Below are 24,025 nucleotides of genomic sequence, written 5' to 3' on the forward strand. Positions count from 1 at the left end.
GGCTTTGCTGTATCTGGAGAAACACGATGGAAGAAGATGTTCTGCTGAAGAAGCTGCGCTGGCGCTGCCGCCGCGGCATGCGTGAGCTGGATCAGCTGTTCGGCCGTTACCTGGACCACGAGTGGAGCACTGCGCCGACCGAAGAGCGCGAGGTTTTCCTGTTCCTGCTCGACTGCGAGGACGATAAGTTGTGGCGCTGGTTCATGGGCTACGAGGCCTGCCCGCATGCGCACGCGATCCCCCTCATGCAGAAGATCCTCGCCCTCAAGCCTTGAGTGGCGCCCCTCGCGGCTGCAGGCCGCCGCCCAGTTGGCGGTGCTGCTGGCTGCGCCCTTGCTGCTGCGCGCATCGGATCTGCCTTCACGGCTGCTGATGCCCGCGGTGGTGCTGGCCTGGTGCGTGGGCCTGGCCGAACTGGCCTGGCGCCAGCGCAGGCCACGCGTGCCGGTGCTTCTGCCGGTACCGCCCGAGCCGCTGCAGGTGGCCGGGCAGGACGCCGATGCACCACAACTCGTCGTGCGCGGGCCGTGGCTGCTGTTGCTCTGGCGTGAGGAACGGCGCCGCCAACGCCTGCTGTTCTGGCCCGATGTGCTGGATTCCGGGCAGCGACGTGAACTGCGACTGGCCGTGGCCGCACGTGCCGTTTCCCGTCGGCCCCGTACGATGGCACCATAAGCTGAATTGACCGGCGTGCCTGCATGTTCAAACCCATTCCCGTGGCCATTGGCCTGCGCTACCTGCGCGCCAAGCGCCGCAACGGCTTCATCTCCTTCATCTCGATGGCATCGATCCTGGGCATCGCGCTCGGCGTCACGGTGCTGATCACCACCCTGGCGGTGATGAGCGGTTTCCAGAAGGAAATCCGCAGCCGCCTGCTGCAGATGACCGCCCACACCACCATCAGCCGCGACGGCGAGCCGATGCCGGACTGGATGCGCGTGGTCGACATCGCCCGCAAGGATCCGCGCGTGGCCGGTGCCGCGCCGTACATCGAGATCCAGTCGATGATCAGCGGCCCGCGCGTGCAGGGCGCGATCATCCAGGGCATCGATCCGGCGCTGGAGCCGAAGGTGTCTGTGATCGACAAGAAGGTCACCAAGGGCAGCTATGACAGCCTCACGCCGGGCAGCTTCAACCTGCTGCTGGGCAAGGAACTGGCGATCTGGCTGGGCGTGGACGTGGGCGACCAGGTGCTGGTGACCTTCGCCGAAGTGCAGGGCACGCCTGCCGGCGCGGTACCACGAATGAAACGCTTCACCGTCAGCGGCATCTTCGAGGCGGGCTACAACGAGGTCGACCGCGGCGTCGGCTTTGCCAACATGCAGGACCTGGAGCGCGTGCTGCGCAGCGACGGCGCCACCGGCGTGCGCCTGAAACTGCACGACATGGACCGCTCGCTGGAAGTGGGCGTGGACCTGGCGCAGAGCCTTGGCGGCGCGTACCGGGTGAGTGACTGGACCCAGCAGAACGCCAACCTCTACCACTCGCTGCGCATGGAGAAGGTGGTGATGGGCATCCTGCTGTCGCTGATCATCGCCATGGGCGCGTTCAACCTGGTGTCCTCGCAGGTGATGCTGGTCACCGACAAGCAGGCCGACATCGCCATCCTGCGCACGCTGGGCCTGACCCCGGGCGGGGTGATGCAGGTGTTCATGGTGCAGGGTTCGCTGATCGGCATCTTCGGCACCCTGGCCGGCCTGATCGGCGGCATCACCCTGACCCTCAACCTGGAACGCATCCTCGGCGCGATCGAAAGCGTGTTCAACGTCAAGCTGCTGCCGGAGGACGTCTACTACATCACCGGCCTGCCGACCGACATGCAGACCGGCGACGTGGTGGCGATCACCGTGGTCGCGCTGCTGATGAGCTTCCTGGCCACCCTCTATCCCGCCTGGCGGGCAGCACGCACCCAGCCGGCGGAGGCCCTGCGTTATGAATAAGGTCTTCAACCGCGGCGATGAAGTGATCCGCGCCGAAGCACTGGGCAAGACCTACGCCGAAGGGCGCATGCAGACCCCGGTGTTCGATGGCCTGGACCTGACCGTGACCGCCGGCGAAACCGTGGCGATCATCGGTGCTTCCGGTGCCGGCAAGAGCACGCTGCTGCACCTGCTGGGTGGCCTCGACATTCCGACTGCGGGCGAGGTCTACGTGACCGGCCAGCGCATGTCGGCGCTGTCGGACACTGCGCGTGGCCTGCTGCGCAACCAGGCGCTGGGCTTCGTCTACCAGTTCCACCACCTGCTGCCTGAGTTCACCGCGCTGGAAAACGTGATGATGCCGGTGCTGCTGGCCGGCACCGCCGTGGCCGAAGCGAGCAGCCGGGCCACCACGCTGCTGGAAGCGGTCGGCCTCGGCCATCGCCTGGACCACAAGCCGGGCGAGCTGTCCGGCGGCGAACGCCAACGTGCCGCAGTGGCGCGTGCGCTGGTCAATCATCCGGCCTGCGTGCTCGGCGACGAGCCCACCGGAAACCTGGATGACCGCACCGCGGGCACCGTGTTCGAGCTGATGCTGGAACTCAACCGCGCGCGCCATACCAGCCTGGTGCTGGTCACCCACGACCGCAGCCTGGCGCGGCGCCTGGACCGGGTGCTGGAGCTGCGCGAAGGGCGCCTGCACGCACTGGCCCACGCCGACGTCTGAGCGGCCGGCAACGGCCGCCTCCCGGCGCCTGAACGGGTTTACCTGCCATCGCGCCGGCCGCACATCGGCCGGCGCATGATCGAAGCAGGTTCCCCGAGGAGATCGCCATGAAGACCCCGATCCTGATCGCCGGACTCTGCCTGGCGCTGGCCGCCTGCGCGACCACCGGCCGGCTCAGCAGTACCGAGAAGCTGGATCTGTACCGTGCCCACGCCGGCGCGCCGCAGAACGACATGCAGTTCTTCGGCAACCTCAATGGCTGGACCGAGCTGGGTGACAGCGCCCTGGCGGTCTGGACCCGGCCGAGCGAGGCTTACCTGCTGGAACTGAGTGGCCCGTGTCCAGACCTGTCCTACGCCACCGCCATCGGGCTGACCAGCAGCATGGGCCGGGTGTCGTCGCGTTTTGACAAGGTGCTGGTGCGCGACCCGACCGGTGGCCCGCGCATGCCGTGCTTCATCAACAGCATCCGCAAGCTGGACGTGAAGGCGTTGCGCACTTCCGAGCAGGAGCTGCGCCAGGCGCAGGTGCAGGAGCGCGAGGCGGAAACCGCCCCGGCCAAATGATCAAAAAAAGGGGACGGAGGGGATTAAGTCGTTTGTGCCACAAACGACTTAATCCCCTCCGTCCCCGTTTTGTTGTCAGGTTTCCGGGGTGAAGCCGGCTGGCTTTTCCGCGTCCTTCTCGAACAGGAACTTGACCAGTTCGCCTTCAAGGAACGCGCGATGTTCCGGGGTGCGCGGCGACAGGCGGTTCTCGTTGATCAGCATGGTCTGGTGCGCCAGCCACGCAGCCCAGGCCTGCTTGCCGATGTTGTTGAAGATGCGCTGGCCCAGTTCGCCGGGGTAGGGCACGAAGTCCAGGCCCTCGGCATCGCGTTGTTCGTACTGGCAGAAGACGGTTCGGGACATGGTACTCACTCGTGGTTGCGGGGTTTCTTGGACGTTCGTTTCGGCGCCTTGATCGCGGCGCCATCGAGCAGCTTGCGGATGGGGGCCGGCAGGCCCAGCGCGGGAAGCTCGTCGGTGGCGACCCAGCGCAGCGTGGGTTCTTCCACGCGCAGGCCGTGTACCTGCCGCGAGAGTACCTGCAGGTGCAGCTTGTAGTGGCTGAAGGTGTGCTGCAGCACCGGCAGCTCTTCGGCGTCTTCCAGGGAGCCTTCAACGTGCACGTCGAACCAGTCCTGCAGCTCGCTGCCGGCGTCGGCCTGCGGCAGCGTCCACAGCTGCGCCCAGATGCCGGTGTCCGGCCGCTTCTGCAGCAGTACGCGCTGCTGGGCATCGCGCAGCAGCAGGGCCACTGCTTCGCGCTCGGGCAGGGTCTTGCTGGGCTTGGGCGTGGGTAGTTCAGCGGTGCGGCCTTCGCGGCGCGCCACGCACGCGTCCTGCAGCGGGCAGATCACGCAGGCTGGCCTGGCGCGGCTGCACACCGTCGCACCCAGGTCCATCTGTGCCTGGGTGTAGTCGGCCATGCGCCCGGCCGGCACCTGCGCCACGTGCGCCTCGGCAATGGCCCACAACTGTTTCTCGATGGCCGGCAGGCCGGGAAAGCCGTCGATGCCGTGGTAACGGCTGAGCACGCGCTTGACGTTGCCATCGAGGATCGCGAACGGGTCGTTCCAGGCCTGGCTGAGGATCGCACCTGCGGTGCTGCGGCCAATGCCGGGCAGTGCATGCAGTGCATCGAAGTCACGTGGCAGATCGCCGTCGTGCAGTTCCACGCAGCGCTTCGCGGCGGCATGCAGGTTGCGTGCGCGGGCGTAGTAGCCGAGCCCGGCCCACTGCGCCATCACCGCGTCATTGCTGGCGGCGGCGAGGTCGGGCAGGGTCGGGAAGTGCTGCAGGAACCGCTGGAAGTACGGGATGACCGTGGCCACCTGGGTCTGCTGCAGCATGATTTCCGACAGCCAGACCCGATAGGGGCTGCGCGGGTGCTGCCAGGGCAGGTCGTGGCGGCCGTGGTCGTCGAACCAGTGCAGCAGGCGGGCGACGAAACCGTCCCGTTCTGCAGTCTCGGCGCTGGCGTGCGGCTGGCGGGGCATTGGAATTCCAGAGAGGCAGCCACCCGTGGGGTGGCTCTACCGGATTGCAGTAGAGCCACGCCATGCGTGGCTGCACGGTGTATCAGGCGCCCAGTGCTTCGGGCAGCAGGGCGTCGACGAAGGCTTCCGGATCGAACACGCGCAGGTCTTCCGGGCGCTCGCCGATGCCGGCGAAACGAATCGGAATGCCGAACTCGCGGGCCAGTGCGAACACCACGCCGCCCTTGGCCGTGCCGTCCAGCTTGGTCACTACCAGGCCGGTCACGTTCACCGCGGCATTGAACTGGCGCAGCTGCGACAGCGCGTTCTGGCCGGTGGTGCCGTCGATCACCATCAGCACTTCGTGCGGCGCGGTGGGATCGATCTTGCCGAGCACGCGGCGGATCTTGCCCAGCTCGTTCATCAGGCCTGACTGGGTGTGCAGGCGGCCGGCGGTGTCGGCGATCAGCACCGAGGTGCCGCGGGCCTTGCCGGCCTGCAGTGCATCGAATGCCACCGAGGCGGCGTCCGCGTTCTGGCCCTGCGCGACCACGGCCACGCCGTTGCGCTCGCCCCAGGCCTGCAGTTGGGCCACGGCGGCGGCGCGGAAGGTATCGCCGGCGGCCAGCATCAGGCTGTGGCCGTCATCCTTGAAGCGCTTGGCCAGCTTGCCAATGGTGGTGGTCTTGCCGACGCCGTTGACGCCGACAGTGAGCACCACGAAGGGCTTGGCATTGCGGTCGATCACCAGCGGCTTGGCGACCGGCTGCAGGATCGCGATCAGCTCGGCGCGCAGCGCGGCCAGTAGTGCATTGGCGTCGGCGAACTCGCGCGACTTCATGCGCTTGCGCAGGCCCTCGACCAGGTCGGTGGTGGCGCCCACGCCGACGTCGGCGGTGATCAGCGCGGTTTCCAGCTCGTCCAGCAGGTCGTCATCGAGCTTGGGATTGCGCGAGAACAGGCCGCCGAAGCTGCGCGCGATGACGCTGTTGCGCAAGCGTTCGCGCCAGCCGGGCTTGCCGGCAGGCGCCGGGGCGGCATCGACCGAGGCGGCGGCAGGCAGGTCGTCGGAGACCGCTGCTGGGGTCGGTGCAGGCGCAGGTTCCGGCAGTGGCGCAGGCATCGGCTCGATGGCCGGCGCAGCGACAGGGGCGACGTCGATCTGCGCGATCGGGGCCGGGGCAATGGGTGCCGGGACGGCCGGGACCACCGGAGCGGGAGCCGCCTGGGTGGGCTCGACCGTTACCGGGGCGACCGCTGCCGGGGGCGGCTCAACGAGGGCAGGTGCGGCCGGCGCAGCTACCGGCGCGGGTTCCTTGTCCTCGACCGGCGCGGCCGACGGGAATGCCGCCGCCAGCTCTTCAGCCGAGTAGTGCTGGGTCTTGGGTGCCTCCGCTGCGGGGGCATCCTGGGGCTTCTTGCGGCGGAAAAAACTGAGCATTGGCAAAAGGCGCTGAAATCAGAGGGATATGCTACCACTCGGGCCTGTCCGGCCGATGTGGACTCAAGGTCGCGGCCCACCGGCCGTTAACCGGTCCGGAGGGCTGCGTCGTGCGGCCCGGAGACCGCCATGGACAACGTGATGGGAATCGCCCTCAGCGGGATGCGTGCGGCCCAGCAGGGCGTGCAGGTGGCCGCGCACAACGTGGCCAACCTGGTGACCCCGGACGCCCAGCGCCTGCAGTTGCAGCGCAATACCACCGAGCAGGGTGGGGTGCAGGCTTCGGTGACGTCCACCGGCGCCAATGCCCCCGCGCCGCTGGGTGATCTGCTGGCCGCGAAAGCCGAGGTGGTGGCCTTCGCTGCCAATGCTGCGGTGATCCGCCGCCACGACCAGATGCTGGGCTCGCTGTTGGATCGGGAAGCCTGAGCAACACCGCTTTGGCAGGTGCCAACCGCTGCCCCTGGTGGGCGCCAACCAAGGTTGGCCTCTACCAGGGCAGCAGTGCCAACCAAGGTTGGCACCTACCAGAGCATCGCCAAGCCTTGCCCGGCACCCGATCTGTCGATCAGGCCGACAGTTCCAGCAGCAGCTTGTTCAGGCGCGCCACGTAGGCACCCGGGTCCTTCAGGCTGTCACCAGCGGCCAGTGCGGCCTGGTCGAACAGGACCCGGCCGAGGTCGTCGAAACGCGCGCCATCGGCTTCGGCATCGAGCTTGGCAATCAGCGGGTGGCCCGGATTGATCTCCAGCACCGGCTTGCTGTCCGGCACCTTCTGCCCGCTGGCTTCCAGGATCTGGCGCATCTGCAGGCCCAGGTCCTGCTCGCCGATGGCCAGCACCGCCGGCGAATCGGTCAGGCGGTGCGAGACGCGCACTTCGGCCACGTCATCGCCCAGCACCGTCTTCAGGCGCTCGACCAGGCCCTGCTTGTCCTTGGCCGCTGCTTCCTGTTCCTGCTTGTCCGCTTCGGTTTCCAGGGCACCCAGGTCGAGGTCGCCACGGGCGATGTCGACGAAGCCCTTGCCGTCGAAATCGGTCAGGTAGCCCATCAGCCACTCGTCGATGCGGTCGGTCAGCAGCAGCACTTCCACGCCCTTCTTGCGGAACACTTCCAGGTGCGGGCTGTTGCGGACCTGGCTGTAGCTCTCGCCGGTCAGGTAATAGATCTTGTCCTGGCCTTCGGTCATGCGGCCGAGGTACTCGGCCAGCGACACGCTCTGCGCATCGCCGTCGCCACGGGTGGAGGCGAAGCGCAGCAGGCCGGCCACCTTCTCGCGGTTGTTGTAGTCCTCGGCTGGGCCTTCCTTCAGCACCTGGCCGAATTCCTTCCAGAACGTGGCGTACTGCTCCGGCTTGTCGGCGGCCAGCTTCTCCAGCATGTCCAGCGAGCGCTTGGTCAGCGCCGCCTTCATCGAATCGATGACCGGGCCGGACTGCAGGATCTCGCGCGAGACGTTCAGCGACAGGTCGTTGGAGTCGACCACGCCCTTGATGAAGCGCAGGTACAGCGGCAGGAACTGCTCGGCCTGGTCCATCACGAACACGCGCTGCACGTACAGCTTCAGGCCCTTGGGCGCATCGCGGTGGTACAGGTCGAACGGCGCGCGGCCCGGCACGTACAGCAGCGAGGTGTACTCCAGCTTGCCTTCGACCTTGTTGTGGCTCCACGCCAGCGGATCGCTGTGATCGTGCGCGACGTGCTTGTAGAACTCGGTGTACTCGGCATCGCTGATTTCGGTGCGTGGACGGGTCCACAGTGCGCTGGCGCGGTTGACGGTTTCCCACTCGACCGCTGCGCCTTCTTCACCGCCCTCCTTGGGCATCTGGATCGGCAGGCCGATGTGGTCCGAGTACTTCTTGAGGATGCTGCGCAGGCGCCAGCCATCGGCGAAATCGTGTTCGCCATCCTTCAGGTGCAACACGATGCGGGTGCCGCGCTCGGCCTTGTCGACGGTGGCGACGTCGAAATCGCCTTCGCCGCGCGAGGTCCAGCGCACGCCTTCGCCTGCAGCCAGGCCGGCGCGGCGCGAAGTCACTTCCACTTCGTCGGCGACGATGAAGGCGCTGTAGAAGCCGACGCCGAACTGGCCGATCAGCTGCGAATCCTTCTTCTGGTCACCGGACAGCTGGCGCAGGAAGTCACCGGTGCCGGACTTTGCAATCGTGCCGAGGTGGGCGATGGCTTCGGCGCGGCTCATGCCGATGCCGTTGTCTTCGATGGTGATGGTGTGGGCGGTGGGGTCGAAGCTGACGCGCACGCGCAGCTCGCTGTCGCCTTCCAGCAGAGCCGGCTGGGTCAGGGCCTCGAAGCGCAGTTTGTCGGCGGCGTCGGCGGCGTTGGAGACCAGCTCGCGCAGGAAGATTTCCTTGTTGGAGTACAGCGAGTGGATCATCAGCTGCAGCAGCTGCTTGACTTCGGTCTGGAAGCCAAGGGTTTCGGTCTGGGTGGTCTCGGTCATCGATAAGGCTCCGTGTGCAATGCCGCGCCAGCGCGTGCGGCCTCGCCAAGGGGTATGGCTGATTGTCCCGAAATCAAGGGGTTGGTCGGGCAGGGCTGCGCCCTGCACCCGCAGAGGCCAGAGCAACAGCCGAAGCAACAGCGGGCTATCCGTGGGATGGCGGGGCAGTGTCGGATTGCGGGGACGCCGTGAACCCGTCCTTGGGGGCTTGGCCGCGGCATCCATGCCGCGGACACCCCGCAATCCGACACCGCCCCGCCTTCGACAGTTGGCCGGCGGCCAGTAGATCCACGCCATGCGTGGATGGAATCTCTCAGATATCGAAATCCAAACCAGGGTCAGATCCGCTTTCCGCAGGAAAACGGATCTGACCCCACCTGTATGTCGGGCATCGGATCGCGTCTGGGGTAGAGCCCCCTGAGTCAGGGGGCGGCCGCGAAGCGGCGGGGGTGTGGAAGTTGGTAGGTGGGCCCGCGTTTCGCGCAGCGAAGCGTGGGAGCGACAGCGCGCATGCGTTGGCGCGTCCCCGGGCGCCGCCCGGCCGAACTACAATCCCGCTCATGCTGAATTTCTCGAATACCTCCCGCCGCCGGGGGCGCCGATGAGCGGCCGTGGGGGCAATGACGGCCAGGTCCGCATCATCGGCGGGCGCTGGCGCAATACCCGCCTGCCGGTGCCGACCCTGCCGGGGCTTCGCCCCAGCAGCGACCGCGTGCGCGAAACCCTGTTCAACTGGCTGATGCCCAGGCTCGGCGGGGCCCGCGTGCTGGACCTGTTCGCCGGCAGCGGTGCGCTGGGGCTGGAGGCGGTCTCGCGCGGTGCCGCCCACGCCACCCTGGTCGAGCGCGATGCACAGCTGGGGCGCAATCTGACCGCTGCGGTGGCCAAGCTGCAGGCCGGCGACCAGATCAGCGTCGTGCAGGCCGATGCCCTGCGCTGGCTGCAGGGCGCACCCGCGCAGCAGGCCGACCTGGTCTTCATCGACCCGCCATTCGCCGATGGCCTGTGGCAGGACGTGCTGGCCCAGCTGCCCCGGCACCTGGCCGCCGATGCCTGGCTGTACCTGGAATCGCCGGCCGGCCACGTGCCGGTGCTGCCGCCGGACTGGCTGCTGCACCGCGAGGGTGGCACCCGCGAGGTGCGCTTTGCCCTGTACCGCCGCGCCACTGCTACACTTTGACCTCATCTGAACATCTGCATCCGCCCATGACCGTGGCCAACCGCCGCATCGCCGTCTATCCCGGCACGTTCGACCCGATCACCAACGGTCACATCGACCTGGTGAGCCGCGCCGCGCCGTTGTTTGAAAAGGTCGTGGTCGGCGTGGCGCAGAGCCCGTCCAAGGGCCCGGCGCTGCCGCTGGAGCAGCGCGTGCAGCTGGCGCGTGGCGCGCTGGCCCACCACGGCAACGTCGAGGTCATCGGCTTCGATACCCTGCTGGCCCATTTCGTACGCTCGGTCCAGGGCGGGGTGCTGCTGCGCGGCCTGCGCGCGGTGTCCGATTTCGAGTACGAGTTCCAGATGGCCAGCATGAACCGTCACCTGATCCCCGAGGTCGAGACCCTGTTCCTGACCCCGGCCGAGCAGCACAGCTTCATTTCGTCCTCGCTGGTCCGCGAGATCGCACGCCTGGGCGGCGACGTGTCCGGTTTCGTGCCGGCCGCGGTGCTCGAAGCCCTGCGCAAGGTCCGAGAAGCGAAGTCGGCACAGTCGTAAGCCCCGCTGTACCCGCACCCCATTACGTACAACACCACGCACCATTCCGGGAGGAAACCCATGAACACCACCATGCGCGCGATGCTGATCGCTTCGTTGGCCCTGGCCTTCACCGCCTGCAAGAAGGAAGAGGCCGCTCCGGTCGACGAGGCCAAGCAGGCTCTGGTCGCTCCGTCCAAGGACGACGATGCAGGCTGGAAGAAGTACCTGCAGGAAGTGGCGATCCAGAACATGGGCAACATCACCAACAGCCCGTTCCTGTACTACCTCTCGCCGGAATCGGACCCGGACTTCCAGGCCAAGTACGAGCGCCAGACCGAGAGCGCGACCCAGGCCGTGGCCCGTGGCGTGCAGCCGGGCAACATGCTGGCCTTCGGTTCGTCGGCCTCGGGCAAGATGGCTGACATGATCCAGGCCGTGTTCAAGGACGTGTCGCCGGATTCGATGAAGGGCGTGCGCGTCGTCTTCATCGGCCAGTCGGCCGACAATGCCCGCGTGCAGGCTGCGATCCAGCCGACCGGTGCCGAGTACATTTTCGTCGAAGCCAAGTAATACCGAGCCATGGCGGCCATGCTCCGGCATGGCCCGGGCGGCGTCCTGCAGGGGCGCCGCTGATGACCTGACCGGCCCGCGCGCCCGCGCTGGCCGGTCCTTTGTCCCAGGGCGCGGGCGAGGAGTATCGCCGTGTCACTGAAAATCAACGAGCTCTGCGTCAACTGCGACGTATGCGAGCCGGCCTGCCCGAACCAGGCCATTGCGATGGGTGAAACCATCTACGTGATCGACCCTGCGCGCTGCACCGAATGCGTGGGTCATTTCGACGAGCCACAGTGCGTGGTCGTCTGCCCGGTCGAGTGCATCGACCCGGACCCGGAGATCGTGGAAACGGAAGACCAGCTGCTGGCCAAGCTGCGCCAGCTGCAGCACGATCACCCCGAACTCTACGCGGAGCCTCCATCCGAATGAAGACGCTGATCGTCCGTCCGCTGTTGCTGCTCGGCCTGTTGCTGAGCCCGATTGCCTGGGCCGACAGCCCGGCCCGTGCCGAGCGCCCCGACGGCGCGGCCATTGCCAGCGGCCACGCGCTGGCCACCCAGGCCGGCATCGACATCCTGGCGCAGGGCGGCAACGCCTTCGACGCCGCGGTGGCGGTGTCGTCCACGCTGGCGGTGGTCGAGCCGATCAGTTCCGGGCTGGGCGGCGGCGGCTTCTTCCTGCTGCACGACGCGGCTACCGGCAAGGATGTGATGCTGGATGCACGCGAGACCGCACCGGCCGCTGCGACCCCGCAGGCTTTCCTGGACAAGCAGGGCAACCTGGACCGTGATCGTTCGGTCAACGGTGCCTGGTCGGCGGGTATTCCCGGCCTGCCCGCAGCGCTGGTCGAACTGTCGGCCAAGTACGGCAAGCTGCCCCTGTCGGCGTCGCTGCAGCCGGCGATCCGCATCGCGCGCGAAGGCTTCCCGGTGTACGACCGCATGGCCAAGGGCTATGCCTCGCGCCGTGAAGTGATGGAGCGTTACCCCGGCACGCGCGAGGTCTACCTGCGCAATGGCAAGCCGATCGCCACCGGTGACCTGTTCAAGCAGCCGGAGCTGGCGCAGACGCTGGAGCGGCTGGCCGCCGGTGGCTTCGATGGCTTCTACAAGGGCCAGACCGGTTCGCTGCTGCTGGCCGGCGTGAAGCAGGCTGGTGGCAAGTGGACCGCCGAAGAGCTGGCCGGCTATCGCGTGAAGCAGCGCGAGCCGATCGTGTTCAATTACAACGGCTGGAAGATCACCACCGCGCCGCCGCCGTCGTCCGGTGGCATCGCGCTGGCCAGCATGCTGCAGATCCTGGAAGGCTGGGATATCAGGAAGATGGACCCGGCGCACCGCACCCACCTGGTGGTGGAGTCGATGCGCCGCGCCTACCGCGACCGCACCTTCTTCCTCGGTGATCCGGACTTCGTGCAGATCCCGCAGAAAGTGCTGACCAGCAAGGACTACGCGCAGGGCCTGCGGGCGACCATCCATCCGGAGAAGGCCACGCCCAGCGACCTGCTGTCGGGCAACCCGACGCCGTTGGAAGACGACGAGACCACGCACTTCTCGATCATCGACCGCGACGGCAACCGCGTTGGCGCCACCCAGACCGTCAACCTGCTGTATGGCTCGGGGCTGATTCCCAAGGGCACCGGCGTACTGCTGAACAACGAGATGGACGACTTCGCGCTGAAGCCGGGCACGCCCAACGCGTTTGGCGTGATGGGCTACGAGGCCAATGCGCCGAAGGCTGGCAAGCGCATGCTCAGCTCGATGACGCCGACCTTCATGGAGAACGCCGACAAGGTGGTGGTGCTGGGCACCCCAGGCGGCAGCCGCATCATCACCATGGTGCTGCTGGGCATCCTCGGCTACGACGCCGGCCTGGACGCACAGCAGGTGGCCGCGCTGCCGCGCTACCACCATCAGTGGCTGCCGGACCTGATCGAGGCCGAGGACGATGCATTCGACGCGGCGACGGTGAAGCAGCTGCAGGCAATGGGCCACAAGATCGATCTGCCGGGTGACGTCGCCGCAGGCGGCCGCGGTTCCAGCCACGTGTGGGGCAACCTGCAGACCGTGGAATGGGACCGCAAGGCGAACAGACTGTTCGGTGGCAGCGACCCGCGCAACCCGGTGGGCAGCGCCCAGGTCGTACCGGCGCGCTGATCCGGTCGCGCCGGCCGCTGGCCGGCAATCTGGCAGATCATCGAAACCCCGCCTTTGTCGGCGGGGTTTTCTGTTTCCTTTCTAGCGATTATTTAACGAGCCGGCGCCGATAATCGGCGCATGAAACTCTGGTCTATTCGTGGAAACTCGCAGCGCCTTGATGGCGGTGCGATGTTCGGCAACGCACCGCGTGCGTTGTGGGAAAAATGGGCGGCACCGGACGAGCTCAATCGCATCGAGCTGGCCTGCCGTGCGCTGCTTGCCAGCCCGCTGGAAGGCAAGACGGTGCTGTTTGAAACCGGCATCGGTGCATTCTTCGACCCGCGCATGCGTGAGCGCTATGGCGTGCAGGAAAGCCAGCACGTGCTGATCGATTCGTTGCGCGAAGCGGGTTTCGAGCATGAGGACATCGATGTCGTCGTGCTCAGCCACCTGCATTTCGATCATGCCGGCGGCCTGCTGGCGGCATGGAGCGAAGGTCGCGAGCCCGAATTGCTGTTCCCCAACGCGACCTACGTGGTCGGCGCGCAGCATTGGCAGCGCGCCGTGCAACCGCACCCGCGTGACCGGGCCAGCTTCATTCCGGAGCTGCCCGGCCTGCTGCAGGCCAGTGGCCGGCTGGAAGTGGTGGACGGGGAGTACTCGAAGATCCTCGGCCGCAGCGTGCGCTTCAGCTACAGCGACGGGCATACGCCGGGACTGATGCTGGCCGAGATCGTCGGCCACGCGCATGCAGGCGAGGGTGCGCACGGTGGCGTGGTGTTCTGTGCCGACCTGATTCCAGGGCGTTCATGGGTGCACGTGCCGATCACCATGGGTTACGACCGCAACGCCGAACTGCTGATCGACGAGAAGCGGCAGTTCCTTGAAGACAAGCTGGCGCGCAACGTACGGCTGTTCTTCACCCATGACCCGCAGGTCGCGCTGGCGCAGCTCGGGCGCGATGACAAGGGGCGTTTCGTGACCCTGCACGAGCAGGGCGAGCTGAAGGCGCGCGCCCTGGGGTAATGAAAAGGCCGGGCAATGCCCGGCCTTCCACTGACGCGGCAGATCCACGCCATGCGTGGATGGCGCCCTGCAAGAGACAGGCGTCAAGACGCCTTCAGGCAGCTGCTCATGAAGGTCTTGCGCGCATCACCGGCCAGCTTCTTGGCGCCCGCGTCGGCGTTGCACTTGCGCATGCGTTCCTGCTGCGCATTGGCCGGCTTGGAGTCGGCAGCGTGGCCGCTGAGGCAGGAACTCTGCGCGGTCTTGTAGGCATCACCCTTCAAGCCCTTGTTCTTGGCCGAGCATTCGGCCATGCGCTGCTGCTGCGGGGTGGTGGCGTTGGCAGCCAGGGGCAGGCCGACCAGCAGGGCGGCGGCCAGCAGGAAAGAGGCTTTCATCAGGGTGCTCCAAGCGGTGGCGGGTGCGCGGAGCATTCGCTTCCGGCCCGCAAGGCCACGTGAAGAATCGCGCCTCGGCTGCGTCCGCTTGCATCGGCATTCAGATCGGCGTATTACTTAGCCATATGGGTAAGTATGATCCCGCCATCCAGGAAGTCTTCCACGCACTGGCCGACCCGACCCGTTGCGCGATCGTGGCCGCGCTGGGGCAGGGGCCACGCACGGTGTCGGTGCTGGCCGAGCCTTTCCAGATGGCCTTGCCCTCGCTGATGAAACATCTGGCCGTGCTGGAACGCAGCGGCGTGGTGCGCAGCCACAAGCAGGGGCGCATACGCACCTGCGAACTGGTGCCGGCGCGGCTGGGCCAGGCCGAGCAGTGGCTGGCCGAACAGCGTGCCGTGTGGGAGGCGCGCGCCGACCGCATGGTCGATTTCGTCGAAACCCTTCACCGACAGGAGCAGGCCCGTGGCCGTAGACGCAGGTAACAACCCCGATACCGATCTGGTCATCAGCCGTGTGTTGAACGCACCGCGCGCGGCCTTGTGGCGGGCGTGGACCGACCCGGAACTGCTGCGCCAGTGGTGGTGCCCGGAGCCGTGGACCACCGAGGTGCGCGCATTCGACCTGCGCCCCGGCGGGGCCTTCCACACCTTCATGCAGGGCCCGGATGGCGGCAGCAGTGACAATCCGGGCAGCTTCCTGGAGATCGTGCCGCAGCAGCGCCTGGTGTTCACCTCGATGCTGGGCGCAGGCTGGCGGCCGCAGTCACCCTGGCTGGGCTTCACCGCCATCATCACCATGGAGGACGAGGGGCAGGGCTGCCGCTACACGGCGCGGGTGATGCACCCGGACAAGGCCCTGCGTGACCAGCATGAGCAGCTGGGCTTCTTCGACGGCTGGAACACCGTCATCGGCCAGCTGGAAACCTTCGCAGCCGGGCTGTAGGCCGGAATGCGGGATGGGGTCAGATCCCTTTCGCAGAAAGGGCTCTGACCCCGGCTCGCCGGCTCAACCGACGCGGGTACCGAAGATGCGGTCACCGGCGTCGCCCAGGCCCGGCAGGATGTAACCCTTGTCGTTGAGCTGGGCATCGATGGCCGCGGTGTAGATTTCCACGTCCGGGTGCACGGCCTTGACCGCTTCGATGCCTTCCGGCGCGGCCACCAGGAAGATGCCCTTGATGCGGCGTGCGCCGGCACGCTTGAGCATGTCGATGGTGGCGATCAGGGTGCCGCCGGTGGCCAGCATCGGGTCCAGGATCAGCGCGTCGCGCTCTTCCAGGCGGCCGGTCAGGCGCTCGAAGTAGGGCACCGGCTGCAGGGTTTCCTCATCGCGCTGCAGGCCGACCACGCTGACGCGGGCGGCGGGGATCAGTGACAGCACGCCGCTGAGCATGCCCAGGCCGGCACGCAGGATCGGCACCACGGTGATCTTGGCGCCGGCAATGCGCTGCACCGTGACCGGGCCGGCCCAGCCGGGCAGGGTGTGCGGCTCGGTGTCCAGGTCGGCGGTGGCCTCGTAGGCCAGCAGCGTACCCAGCTCGTTGGCCAGTTCGCGGAAATCCTTGGTGCTGAGCGCGGCATTGCGCATCAGGCCGATCTTGTGCTGCACCAGCGGGTGGCGCACTTCGACGATCTTCATGGTCGGGAAGGGGGAAAAGGAGAGAGGACGCCATTTTGCCGGATTGGCGTGTCGAACCCCAAACCGGGCCCCGAGCCGCCGTACATGAAATGTGCAGATGCATGTCACGGTCATGCAACCTTGCGGACATACCGTGCAGACCCATTCTTAACAGGAATGGGGATTCCCAGTGCATATCAAGACTCCGTTGGCCGTTGCCATCACCCTGACCCTGGCGATGGGGGCCGCAGCCCCGCTGCAGGCCGCCGGGCAGCAGGCGGTAGCCGCCACCGGCGCCGTGGCGGCCGACGCGGTCGACCTGGATCGCATTGAAGTGCGCGCCCAGCTCGAATCGCAGATCCGTGCAGTCGACCTCAAGCGCAGCAGCGATGCCATCGAGGATGCGGTGTCCTCCGATGCCCTGGGCCAGTACCCGGACAAGAACGTGGCCGAATCACTGCAGCGCCTGCCGGGCGTCAGTGTGACCCGCGACCAGGGCGAAGGCCGCTTCGTGGTCATTCGTGGCCTGGATGCCAATCTCAACAGCGTCAGCGTGGACGGCATCGCCATCGGCACGCCGGAAGATTCCAGCCGTGCCGCGCCGCTGGACGTGATCCCCTCCGATTCCACCGAGCGCCTGCGCGTGGTCAAGTCGCCGACCCCGGACATGCCGGGTGATGCCATCGGTGGCGCCGTGCTGGTGGAATCGGCGTCGGCCTTCGACCGCGACGGTCGCAGCCTGCGCGGCAAGATCGAGGGCAGCCACCAGCAGCTGTCCGGCGAGACCAGCCCCAAGGCCGCCTTCAACTACAGCGAGGTGTTCAACGATACCTTCGGCGTGGCGCTGGGCGTGAACTACCAGAAGCGGAAGTTCGAGTCGGACAACACCGAAGTGGAGTACGACGGCGAGGACGATGCCGCCCCCGGTGACGTGACTGCGATCAACCTGCAGCACCGCAAGTACGAGATCGAGCGCAAGCGCATCGGTGCCAACCTCAACCTCGACTGGCGTCCCAACGAAGACAGCAAGTACTACCTGCGCACGCTGTACAGCCAGTTCGATGATGCGGAGACCCGCCAGCGCGTGATTTTCAACTTCGACGACGCGAAGATGGTCAAGACCGGCACCGACCAGTACCGCCTGGACGGCATGCCGAAGGATTCTATCGACAAGCGCATGCGCTACCGCACCAAGAAGGAAAACACGTTTGCGGCCAGCCTCGGTGGCGAGAACAAGCTGACCAACGCCGTGGTCGATTACCGGATCGGCTACACCCGTACCGAAGAGCGCGTGAACGACGAGATGGAGGCGCGCTTCAAGCTCAACGGCAAGGTCTTCAACGGCACCCTGGACCAGAGCAGCCGCCTGCCGAGCTACAGCTTCGACAACCCGCAGTGGCTGGACAACAGCAACTACGCGTTCGACCGCTTCGTGCTCTCGCCCAAGCAGGTGAACGACAAGGAACACAGCGCACAGGTCAACGTGCGCTTCGACGGCGACAGCAGCAGCATCAAGTTCGGCCTGCTTGGCCGCTGGCGCGACCGCGACGTGAATGTGGATGAGCGCGAACTGCGTGTCGGCCCGAAGGTGGCGCTGTCGAGCTGGACCACTTCCTCGCCGGAGCATCGCCACGGCAACATGGGCGATGGCATGGACTCGGCCGCGATGCGCGCGTTCTGGGCGGCCAGCGGCAGCCAATACAGTTCCCGCCCGCAGGACGTCGGCGGCAATGCAATGACGTCGCTGGAAGAGGATTACGTGGCCAGCGAGGACATCTTCGCCAGCTATGCCATGGGTACCTGGGACGTAGGCGCGCTGCGCATCATCGGCGGCGTGCGCGTGGAGAACACCCGCTTCAAGGCGGTCGGCAACCAGGTGGACGTGGCCGCCAACGGCCGCAGCTTCACCGTCACCCCGCGCGTGGCCAACAGCAGCTACACCAACGTGCTGCCGGGCCTGCACCTGCGCTATGACGCGGCCGATGACTGGGTGCTGCGCGCCTCGGCCAACAAGACCGTATCGCGCCCGTCCTTCGGCGACGTCTCGCCGCGCGTGGGTTACAGCCGGGGTGACGAGGAAGTGCGCCTGGGCAATCCGGAACTCGATCCGTACGAGTCGAAGAACATCGACCTGTCGGTGGAGAAGTACATCGGCAGCAGCGGCATCGTTTCGCTGGGCCTGTTCCACAAGTCGATCGATGGCTACATCGTGGAAACCGTGCGTACCAATGATCCGGCCTACGGTGGTTTCGACGTGACCCAGCCGATCAATGGCCGCAAGGCCACCGTGCGTGGTGCGGAATTCAACTGGCAGCAGCAGCTGGCCTTCCTGCCGGACGGCCTGGATGGCCTGCTGGTCGGTGCCAGTGGCACCTGGCTGGATACCAAATTCGATGCCGGCATCAAGGATCGGGAGGGCGAGGACTTCACCCTGCCGCGTGCCTCCAAGCATGTCTACAGCGCGCACATCGGCTATGAAAAATATGGTGTAAGCACGCGCCTGGCGGCGGTGTACCGCAGCGAGTACCTGGACAGCATCGGCAAGGGGCGCGCATTCGACATCTATGTGGCACCCAACACCCAGCTCGATTTCTCGCTGGATTACAAGTTCACCCCGCGCGTGAGCGTGTACTTCGAAGCGCAGAACCTGCTGGACAAGCCGCTTGAGCTGTACCAGGGCACGCGTTCGCGCACCCTGCAGATGGAAGAGTACGGCCGCACCTATGCGCTGGGCCTGAAGGTGGCGCTGTGATGGGGCGTGGCGTCACTGTCCTGGCCGCCGCGCTGGCGGCCACGCTGGTCGCCGGCTGCACGCCGGCCACCGGCACCGATCCGGTTGCGGGAGCGGTCGCGCCGGCCGCCAGCGGCGGGCGCGTGGTGACCACCATCGCCGAGGCCTTCCTTTCCCCGATGACCCCGGCCGACAACATCGACTCGCCGGCGGCCTGGCGCGCGCCGGACGGCACGCTGTGGCTGATCGCCACCGCCAAGGCCACCGACAAGCTGGTGGTCTACGACGGCAGCACCGGCCAGCACCTGCGTGACGTCGGCAGCAGCGGCACCGCACCGGGGCAGTTCGACCGCCCAAACGGCATCGCGGTGACCGACGACCTGCTGTGGATCGTGGAGCGCGACAATCACCGCGTGCAGGTGCTGAGCCTGCCGGACTTCACGCCGCTGGCGACGTTCGCTGCGGACGACCTGCGCAAGCCGTACGGGCTGTGGGTCGACCGCCGTGCCGATGGCTACAGCGTCTACGTCACCGACTCCTGGGACAACGGCGAGGATGCGCAGGGGCGTGACATCCTGCCGCCGCTGGCCGAGCTGGACAAGCGCGTGCGCCAGTACCACGTGACCCGCGATGGCGCCAAGGTCGAGGCGAAGCTGGTGGCCAGCATCGGCGATACCACCGAAGCCGGTGCGCTGCGCGTGGTCGAGTCGATCTGGGGCGACCCCGAGAACGACCGGCTGCTGATTGCCGAAGAGGACGAGAGCTACGCCAGCGAGTTCAAGGTCTACACGCTGGCCGGACGCTTCACCGGTACCACCTTCGGCCGCGACGTGTTCAAGGCGCAGGCCGAAGGCGTGACCCTGCGCACCTGTGGCGAGGACGGCTGGTGGATCACCACCGAGCAGGGCAAGCAACGCAGCGTGTTCCACCTGTTCGACCGGCACACGCTGAAGCCGGTCGGCGCGTTCCAGGGCAACACCGTGGCCAACACCGATGGCATCTGGATGATGCAGCAGCCCAGCGCGCGCTTCCCGCACGGTGCGCTGTATGCGGTGCATGACGACCAGGGCGTGGTGGCGTTCGACTGGGAGAGCATCGCCAAGCAGCTCGCGCTGCCGCTGGAGTGTGGCGCATGAGCCGGCAGTGCGTGATGCGCGCGCTGGCGCTGGGCCTGCTGCTGGCGCTGCCGTCGCTGTCGTTCGCGGCGGCCGAACCGAATACCCAGGTGCCGGCGGGTAGCCGCCACTACGCAGCGACGTCGGTGCCGGACCGCATCGTCGCCTCGCCCTCGGCTGATCCCAGCCACGGTTTCGCCGTGGCCTGGCGTACCGATGGCAGCGTGCAGGCGCCACTGCTGGAGATCGCGCTGGCCGCAGATTCGCCGGCCATCGAGGGCATCCGCCAGGTGCGTGCGACGACGCGTGCGCTGCAGACCGAGAACGGGCTGTCGCACCATCACCGTGCCGACATCGATGGCCTGCAGCCGGACACCCAGTACGTCTATCGCGTGCAGGGCAATGGCAGCTGGAGCGCCTGGAACCAGCTGCGCACGCTGGCCGGCGCCGACCAGCCGCTGACCCTGCTGTACTTCGGCGATACCCAGAACAAGAACGTCAGCCATGTCAGCCGCGTGGTGCGTGCCGCGCAGAAGGCTGCGCCGCAGGCGCGCATGAGCCTGTTCGCCGGTGACCTGGTCAGTGGCGGCGACAACATGGACGACAGCGAATGGGGCGAGTGGTTTGCCGCCACCGGCTGGCTGGCGCAGGAAACGCTGGTGGCCCCCGCGATCGGCAACCATGAGTACTTCGAGGAATTCGAGGACACCCCGCAGGAGCGTCGCGTGCTGGGCCGGCACTGGCCGGTGACCTTCGCGCTGCCGGGCAATGGCGCCACCGCCGCGCAGCAGACCAGCTACTGGTTCGATGCACAGGGCGTGCGCGTGGCCGTGGTCGATGGTACCTCGGCACTCGACCTCGGCACGGCCAAGGCGCAGGCACAGTGGCTGGATAAGGTCCTGACCGGCAACCCGCAGCCATGGACCATCGTGCTGCTGCACCAGCCGTTCTACTCGCCGCGCGAAGGGCGCGAGAACGCCGCGTTGCGTGACGTGCTGCTGCCGGTGGTACGCCGCCACAACGTCGATCTGGTGCTGCAGGGCCACGATCACACCTATGGCCGCCGTGGCGAAGGGCAGGCCGCGACGCCGCAGTATGTGGTGACCGTGGCCGGACCGAAGCAGTACCGCCTTTCCGACGAAGCGCGCAGGACGATGGACCCGGTGGCCGAGGACACCCAGCTGTTCCAGGTGCTGAACATCGACCCGCAGCACCTGCGCTATGAAGCACGCACCGTGACCGGCCGTCTTTACGATGCCTTCGAACTGCGTCGTGATGCCAAGGGTGGAAAGCAGCGCACGGAGCTGACCGAAGGCCGCATCGCACCGCGCGACTGCCCGCGTGCGCAGACCGCCACGGGTCGCGCCGACCGCTGCTGGGAATGACGAGATGCCAATGACCACGCTCCGACGAATCCTTCCTGTCGCTGCCATCGGCGCCGCGCTGCTGTTACTGGCCAGTGCGGTGACGGCCGCCGATACCGTGCTGCATCCGTTCCTAGTCGCCCAGCCGAAGCAGGCCCCGCAGGAGGTGAATCTGGCGGTGGAGATTCCGGCCGGCAGCTTCACCAAGTACGAGATCAAGGAAGACGGCCTGGTACACGTGGATCGCTTCCAGTCGATGCCGGTGGCCTATCCGGCCAACTACGGCTCGATGCCGCGCACCCTGGCCGGTGACAACGATCCGCTGGATGCGCTGGTGCTGACCCGCGAACCCCTGCACCCAGGCGTGATCGTGCGCTTCCGGCCGATCGGTTACCTGAAGATGATCGATGGCGGCGAGCACGACGAGAAGATCATCGGTGTGCCGACCGACAAGGTCGACCCGACTTACGCCAGCATCCGCGACCTGGCGGATCTGCCGGAGGTCGAGCGCCAGCGCATCGAGGCGTTCTTCCGGGTCTACAAGGACCTGCCGCCCGGTCGCAACCCGGTGCAGCTCAACGGCTGGGGCAATGCTGCCGAGGCGCGCACGCTGATCATCGAAGCGATGAAGCGCTTCGAAAAGTAGATCCACGGCATGCGTGGATTCAGTCCAGCAACGTCTCGATGAACGACTCGGCCTGCATGCGGTCGCCCAGTACCCGGGCCACCGCCTGTACGGCTGCCTCCTGGTATTCAGGACGGATGCCGCCATCGTCATCGTCGTTGTAGAGGTCATCGCCGGCATCGAGGTACACCGTGCCTGCAGCAGCCAGAGCCGCCATCAAGGTCGGCACATCGGTAGTGATCTCGCCGGCATCCAGCAGGCCGGCACCGTGGTGGCTGAACAGCACACGGCCGTCGTCCAGGTCGAGGATGAACGGATCAGCGCCGCGATCGGCAATCACCAGCCAGTTCGATGGCCAGTCGTTGATCCGTTCGCCGCTGATGCCGTGCCATCGATAGCCGGCCTGCTGGCTCCACAGGCGTTGCAGTGGCGGTATCCAGACATCAAGGCCGGGAACGGTGATGCCGGCGCGGCCAACTCTGGCATTGATCTCTTCGCCCAGCGGCCCGACCTGCGCGTAGAAGCACGCCAGTGCCGGGGGCAGCGGGAACGGGCCCTGCCAGTCACGCTCGTGCTGGGCATGCAGCAGCCCGAAGCGGGCGAATGAGGCGTGCAGATCATCCATGTCAGAGCCCAACGGGTAGCGGCCGTGCAGTCTAGCAGACGGCGTCTGCGCGCATCTCCTTCACCGCCGCTGGCTATGATGTGCGCCTTCCACAACGAAGGCGGTGCACGTGTCGGTAGCGTTGGTATGGTTCCGCCGTGATCTGCGGCTGCAGGACAATCCGGCCCTGCAGGCCGCGCTGGATGCGGGCCACGACGTGGTGCCGGTCTACATCCATGCGCCGCACGAGGAAGGCGAGTGGGTGCCCGGTGCGGCCTCCGATGCGTGGCGCCACCGTTCACTGGGCGGATTGGATGCGGACCTGCGCGCGCGTGGTTCGTCGTTGGTGCTGCGCAGCGGTGACAGCCTGCCGATCCTGCAGTTGCTGATCGAGCAGACCGGCGCCGAGGCGGTGTACTGGAACCGCAAGTACGAACCGGCCACCCAGCCACGCGACGCGACCATCAAGCGTACGCTGCGCGAGCAGGGCATCGACGCGCAGAGCTGCAATGGCAGCCTGCTATTCGAGCCCTGGGACATCGCGACCCAGCAGGGCCAGCCGTACAAGGTGTTCACGCCGTACTGGCGCAACGTACTCAGTCATTGGCGCCTGCCGGCGCTGCAGGCCGCGCCGCAGGCACTGACGCCACACACGGTCGACAGCCTCGCACTGGATGATCTCCAGCTGGCACCGACGCTGGACTGGGATACCGGCTTCTGGGAGCACTGGCAGCCCGGCGAGGCCGGTGCGCTGGAGGCACTGTCCGTGTTCGAGGACGGTGCATTGCGCGGCTACCGTGAACAGCGCGACCTGCCGGATCGCGTGGGGACCTCGCGGCTGTCGCCGCACCTGCATTTCGGCGAGATCGCGCCGTGGCGCATCGCCCATGCGCTGGAGGGGCTGCGCAGTGCAGGCACTGACGCCGACATCGACGGTTACCTGCGGCAACTGGGCTGGCGCGACTTCGCCTATCACCTGCTGCATCACTTCCCGAAGACGCCGACCGACAACCTCAACCCGCGCTTCGATCGCTTCCCATGGGCAACGCCCAGTGACGCTCAGCTGCACGACTGGCAACGCGGCAACACCGGCGTGCCGATCGTCGATGCCGGCCTGCGCGAGCTGTGGCACACCGGCTACATGCACAACCGGGTGCGGATGATCGTGGCCAGCTACCTGTGCAAGCACCTGCGCGCGCACTGGCTGCATGGCGCGCGCTGGTTCTGGGACACCCTGGTCGATGCCGACCTGGCCAACAACACGATGGGCTGGCAATGGGTGGCCGGGACCGGCGCCGATGCCGCGCCGTATTTCCGCGTGTTCAACCCGGTGACCCAGGCCGAAAAGTTCGATCCGCAGGCCCGTTACATCAGTCGTTGGGTGCCCGAACTGGCCGCGCTGCCGGTGAAGGCGCGCTTCGCGCCGTGGCAGCATCCACTGCTGCTGGCCGCGCATGCCCCCGGCTATCCGCGCACCCCGTTGGTGGACCTGGCCGCCGGTCGGGATGCCGCGCTGGCCGCCTACCGGGAGACGGGGGCAGGGTAAAGCGCGGGATGAGCGATCCAGTCAGTTAGCTGAACGCGGCCCTGTCGCCGCGCCGCAT

26 protein-coding genes are annotated in these 24,025 nt (G+C 67.0%); 19 read left to right on the forward strand and 7 right to left on the reverse strand.

Annotated features, from left to right (window positions below; translation table 11 throughout):
* The first annotated feature begins 26 nt into the window (after window positions 1–26).
* From DFO63_RS20135 to DFO63_RS20155, 5 genes are all read left to right on the forward strand, one after another.
* On the forward strand, window positions 27–275 hold the full coding sequence (locus DFO63_RS20135) for a succinate dehydrogenase assembly factor 2 (protein ID WP_005409080.1): 249 nt from the start codon (window positions 27–29) through the stop codon (window positions 273–275).
* Window positions 226–675, forward strand: a complete 450-nt coding sequence (locus DFO63_RS20140; protein ID WP_119007675.1) for a hypothetical protein — start codon at window positions 226–228, stop codon at window positions 673–675. Before DFO63_RS20135 ends, DFO63_RS20140 begins: the two co-directional genes overlap by 50 nt.
* A gap of 23 nt (window positions 676–698) precedes the next feature.
* Entirely contained in the window at window positions 699–1,940 is a 1,242-nt protein-coding gene (locus tag DFO63_RS20145) for a lipoprotein-releasing ABC transporter permease subunit (RefSeq protein ID WP_014036805.1), read from the forward strand.
* Window positions 1,933–2,646, forward strand: a complete 714-nt coding sequence (lolD, locus tag DFO63_RS20150; protein WP_014036806.1) for a lipoprotein-releasing ABC transporter ATP-binding protein LolD — start codon at window positions 1,933–1,935, stop codon at window positions 2,644–2,646. Before DFO63_RS20145 ends, lolD begins: the two co-directional genes overlap by 8 nt.
* A gap of 107 nt (window positions 2,647–2,753) precedes the next feature.
* The gene (locus tag DFO63_RS20155) at window positions 2,754–3,212 is read left to right on the forward strand and encodes a DUF6491 family protein (RefSeq protein ID WP_119007676.1); all 459 of its coding nucleotides are present in this window, start codon (window positions 2,754–2,756) and stop codon (window positions 3,210–3,212) included.
* Window positions 3,213–3,287: 75 nt separating this feature from the next.
* Here DFO63_RS20155 and DFO63_RS20160 read toward each other — a convergent pair whose 3' ends face one another.
* From DFO63_RS20160 to ftsY, 3 genes are all read right to left on the reverse strand, one after another.
* On the reverse strand, window positions 3,288–3,557 hold the full coding sequence (locus tag DFO63_RS20160; protein WP_119007677.1) for an oxidative damage protection protein: 270 nt from the start codon (window positions 3,555–3,557) through the stop codon (window positions 3,288–3,290).
* Window positions 3,558–3,562: 5 nt separating this feature from the next.
* Complete coding sequence (gene mutY, locus DFO63_RS20165) at window positions 3,563–4,687, reverse strand: A/G-specific adenine glycosylase (protein ID WP_119007678.1); 1,125 nt, start codon at window positions 4,685–4,687, stop codon at window positions 3,563–3,565.
* An 82-nt stretch (window positions 4,688–4,769) separates the two neighbouring features.
* The gene (gene ftsY / locus DFO63_RS20170) at window positions 4,770–6,107 is read right to left on the reverse strand and encodes a signal recognition particle-docking protein FtsY (RefSeq protein ID WP_119007679.1); all 1,338 of its coding nucleotides are present in this window, start codon (window positions 6,105–6,107) and stop codon (window positions 4,770–4,772) included.
* A gap of 129 nt (window positions 6,108–6,236) precedes the next feature.
* Here ftsY and DFO63_RS20175 point away from each other — a divergent pair, with 129 nt between their 5' ends.
* A complete protein-coding gene (locus tag DFO63_RS20175) occupies window positions 6,237–6,536 on the forward strand; it encodes a hypothetical protein (RefSeq protein ID WP_049445474.1) in 300 nt (99 codons plus the stop codon).
* 139 nt (window positions 6,537–6,675) lie between these two features.
* On the opposite strand, the gene htpG is transcribed toward DFO63_RS20175, so the two are convergent.
* Window positions 6,676–8,568 (reverse strand): molecular chaperone HtpG, encoded by a 1,893-nt coding sequence (htpG, locus tag DFO63_RS20180; RefSeq protein ID WP_119007680.1) that lies wholly within the window; start codon window positions 8,566–8,568, stop codon window positions 6,676–6,678.
* A 601-nt stretch (window positions 8,569–9,169) separates the two neighbouring features.
* Here htpG and rsmD point away from each other — a divergent pair.
* From rsmD to DFO63_RS20210, 6 genes are all read left to right on the forward strand, one after another.
* Entirely contained in the window at window positions 9,170–9,748 is a 579-nt protein-coding gene (rsmD, locus tag DFO63_RS20185; protein ID WP_101765275.1) for a 16S rRNA (guanine(966)-N(2))-methyltransferase RsmD, read from the forward strand.
* 26 nt (window positions 9,749–9,774) lie between these two features.
* Window positions 9,775–10,284 (forward strand): pantetheine-phosphate adenylyltransferase, encoded by a 510-nt coding sequence (gene coaD / locus DFO63_RS20190; protein WP_014036814.1) that lies wholly within the window; start codon window positions 9,775–9,777, stop codon window positions 10,282–10,284.
* A gap of 60 nt (window positions 10,285–10,344) precedes the next feature.
* Entirely contained in the window at window positions 10,345–10,836 is a 492-nt protein-coding gene (locus DFO63_RS20195) for a hypothetical protein (RefSeq protein ID WP_004153167.1), read from the forward strand.
* Between the two features lie 132 nt (window positions 10,837–10,968).
* Window positions 10,969–11,250 carry a YfhL family 4Fe-4S dicluster ferredoxin gene (locus DFO63_RS20200; RefSeq protein ID WP_004153175.1) on the forward strand — a complete coding sequence of 94 codons (282 nt, stop codon included), beginning with the start codon at window positions 10,969–10,971 and terminating at the stop codon, window positions 11,248–11,250.
* Complete coding sequence (gene ggt, locus DFO63_RS20205; RefSeq protein ID WP_101765276.1) at window positions 11,247–12,977, forward strand: gamma-glutamyltransferase; 1,731 nt, start codon at window positions 11,247–11,249, stop codon at window positions 12,975–12,977. Before DFO63_RS20200 ends, ggt begins: the two co-directional genes overlap by 4 nt.
* 120 nt (window positions 12,978–13,097) lie before the next feature.
* The gene (locus DFO63_RS20210; protein ID WP_049445465.1) at window positions 13,098–13,985 is read left to right on the forward strand and encodes an MBL fold metallo-hydrolase; all 888 of its coding nucleotides are present in this window, start codon (window positions 13,098–13,100) and stop codon (window positions 13,983–13,985) included.
* Window positions 13,986–14,068: 83 nt separating this feature from the next.
* Here the strand turns inward: DFO63_RS20210 and DFO63_RS20215 are convergent, their stop codons facing one another.
* Window positions 14,069–14,362 carry a PsiF family protein gene (locus DFO63_RS20215; protein WP_049445544.1) on the reverse strand — a complete coding sequence of 98 codons (294 nt, stop codon included), beginning with the start codon at window positions 14,360–14,362 and terminating at the stop codon, window positions 14,069–14,071.
* 125 nt (window positions 14,363–14,487) lie between these two features.
* Between DFO63_RS20215 and DFO63_RS20220 the strand changes: the two genes are divergently transcribed.
* Both DFO63_RS20220 and DFO63_RS20225 read left to right on the forward strand, forming a co-directional pair.
* Window positions 14,488–14,847 carry a metalloregulator ArsR/SmtB family transcription factor gene (locus DFO63_RS20220; RefSeq protein ID WP_119007743.1) on the forward strand — a complete coding sequence of 120 codons (360 nt, stop codon included), beginning with the start codon at window positions 14,488–14,490 and terminating at the stop codon, window positions 14,845–14,847.
* The gene (locus tag DFO63_RS20225) at window positions 14,828–15,307 is read left to right on the forward strand and encodes an SRPBCC family protein (protein WP_049445461.1); all 480 of its coding nucleotides are present in this window, start codon (window positions 14,828–14,830) and stop codon (window positions 15,305–15,307) included. The genes DFO63_RS20220 and DFO63_RS20225 overlap by 20 nt, the downstream gene beginning before the upstream one ends.
* A 63-nt stretch (window positions 15,308–15,370) precedes the next feature.
* Here the strand turns inward: DFO63_RS20225 and upp are convergent, their stop codons facing one another.
* Complete coding sequence (gene upp / locus DFO63_RS20230) at window positions 15,371–16,003, reverse strand: uracil phosphoribosyltransferase (protein ID WP_005409099.1); 633 nt, start codon at window positions 16,001–16,003, stop codon at window positions 15,371–15,373.
* Between the two features lie 169 nt (window positions 16,004–16,172).
* Between upp and DFO63_RS20235 the strand changes: the two genes are divergently transcribed.
* Genes DFO63_RS20235 through DFO63_RS20250 form a run of 4 tightly spaced genes read left to right on the forward strand, consistent with a single transcriptional unit; the run spans window position 16,173 to window position 21,838 of the window.
* A complete protein-coding gene (locus DFO63_RS20235; protein WP_119007681.1) occupies window positions 16,173–18,734 on the forward strand; it encodes a TonB-dependent receptor in 2,562 nt (853 codons plus the stop codon).
* Window positions 18,734–19,849, forward strand: coding sequence for a phytase (locus DFO63_RS20240; protein WP_049445457.1), 1,116 nt, complete (start codon window positions 18,734–18,736; stop codon window positions 19,847–19,849). Before DFO63_RS20235 ends, DFO63_RS20240 begins: the two co-directional genes overlap by 1 nt.
* A gap of 14 nt (window positions 19,850–19,863) precedes the next feature.
* Window positions 19,864–21,213 (forward strand): metallophosphoesterase family protein, encoded by a 1,350-nt coding sequence (locus DFO63_RS20245; RefSeq protein ID WP_259337453.1) that lies wholly within the window; start codon window positions 19,864–19,866, stop codon window positions 21,211–21,213.
* 10 nt (window positions 21,214–21,223) lie between these two features.
* Window positions 21,224–21,838, forward strand: coding sequence for an inorganic diphosphatase (locus tag DFO63_RS20250; RefSeq protein WP_119007683.1), 615 nt, complete (start codon window positions 21,224–21,226; stop codon window positions 21,836–21,838).
* A 19-nt stretch (window positions 21,839–21,857) separates the two neighbouring features.
* Here DFO63_RS20250 and DFO63_RS20255 read toward each other — a convergent pair whose 3' ends face one another.
* Complete coding sequence (locus DFO63_RS20255) at window positions 21,858–22,442, reverse strand: SMI1/KNR4 family protein (protein WP_101765282.1); 585 nt, start codon at window positions 22,440–22,442, stop codon at window positions 21,858–21,860.
* 109 nt (window positions 22,443–22,551) lie between these two features.
* Here DFO63_RS20255 and DFO63_RS20260 point away from each other — a divergent pair, with 109 nt between their 5' ends.
* Entirely contained in the window at window positions 22,552–23,967 is a 1,416-nt protein-coding gene (locus DFO63_RS20260; protein ID WP_119007684.1) for a deoxyribodipyrimidine photo-lyase, read from the forward strand.
* Window positions 23,968–24,025 lie beyond the last annotated feature (58 nt).

It is taken from the genome of Stenotrophomonas sp. AG209 (assembly GCF_003550055.1).
Classification (GTDB): domain Bacteria; phylum Pseudomonadota; class Gammaproteobacteria; order Xanthomonadales; family Xanthomonadaceae; genus Stenotrophomonas.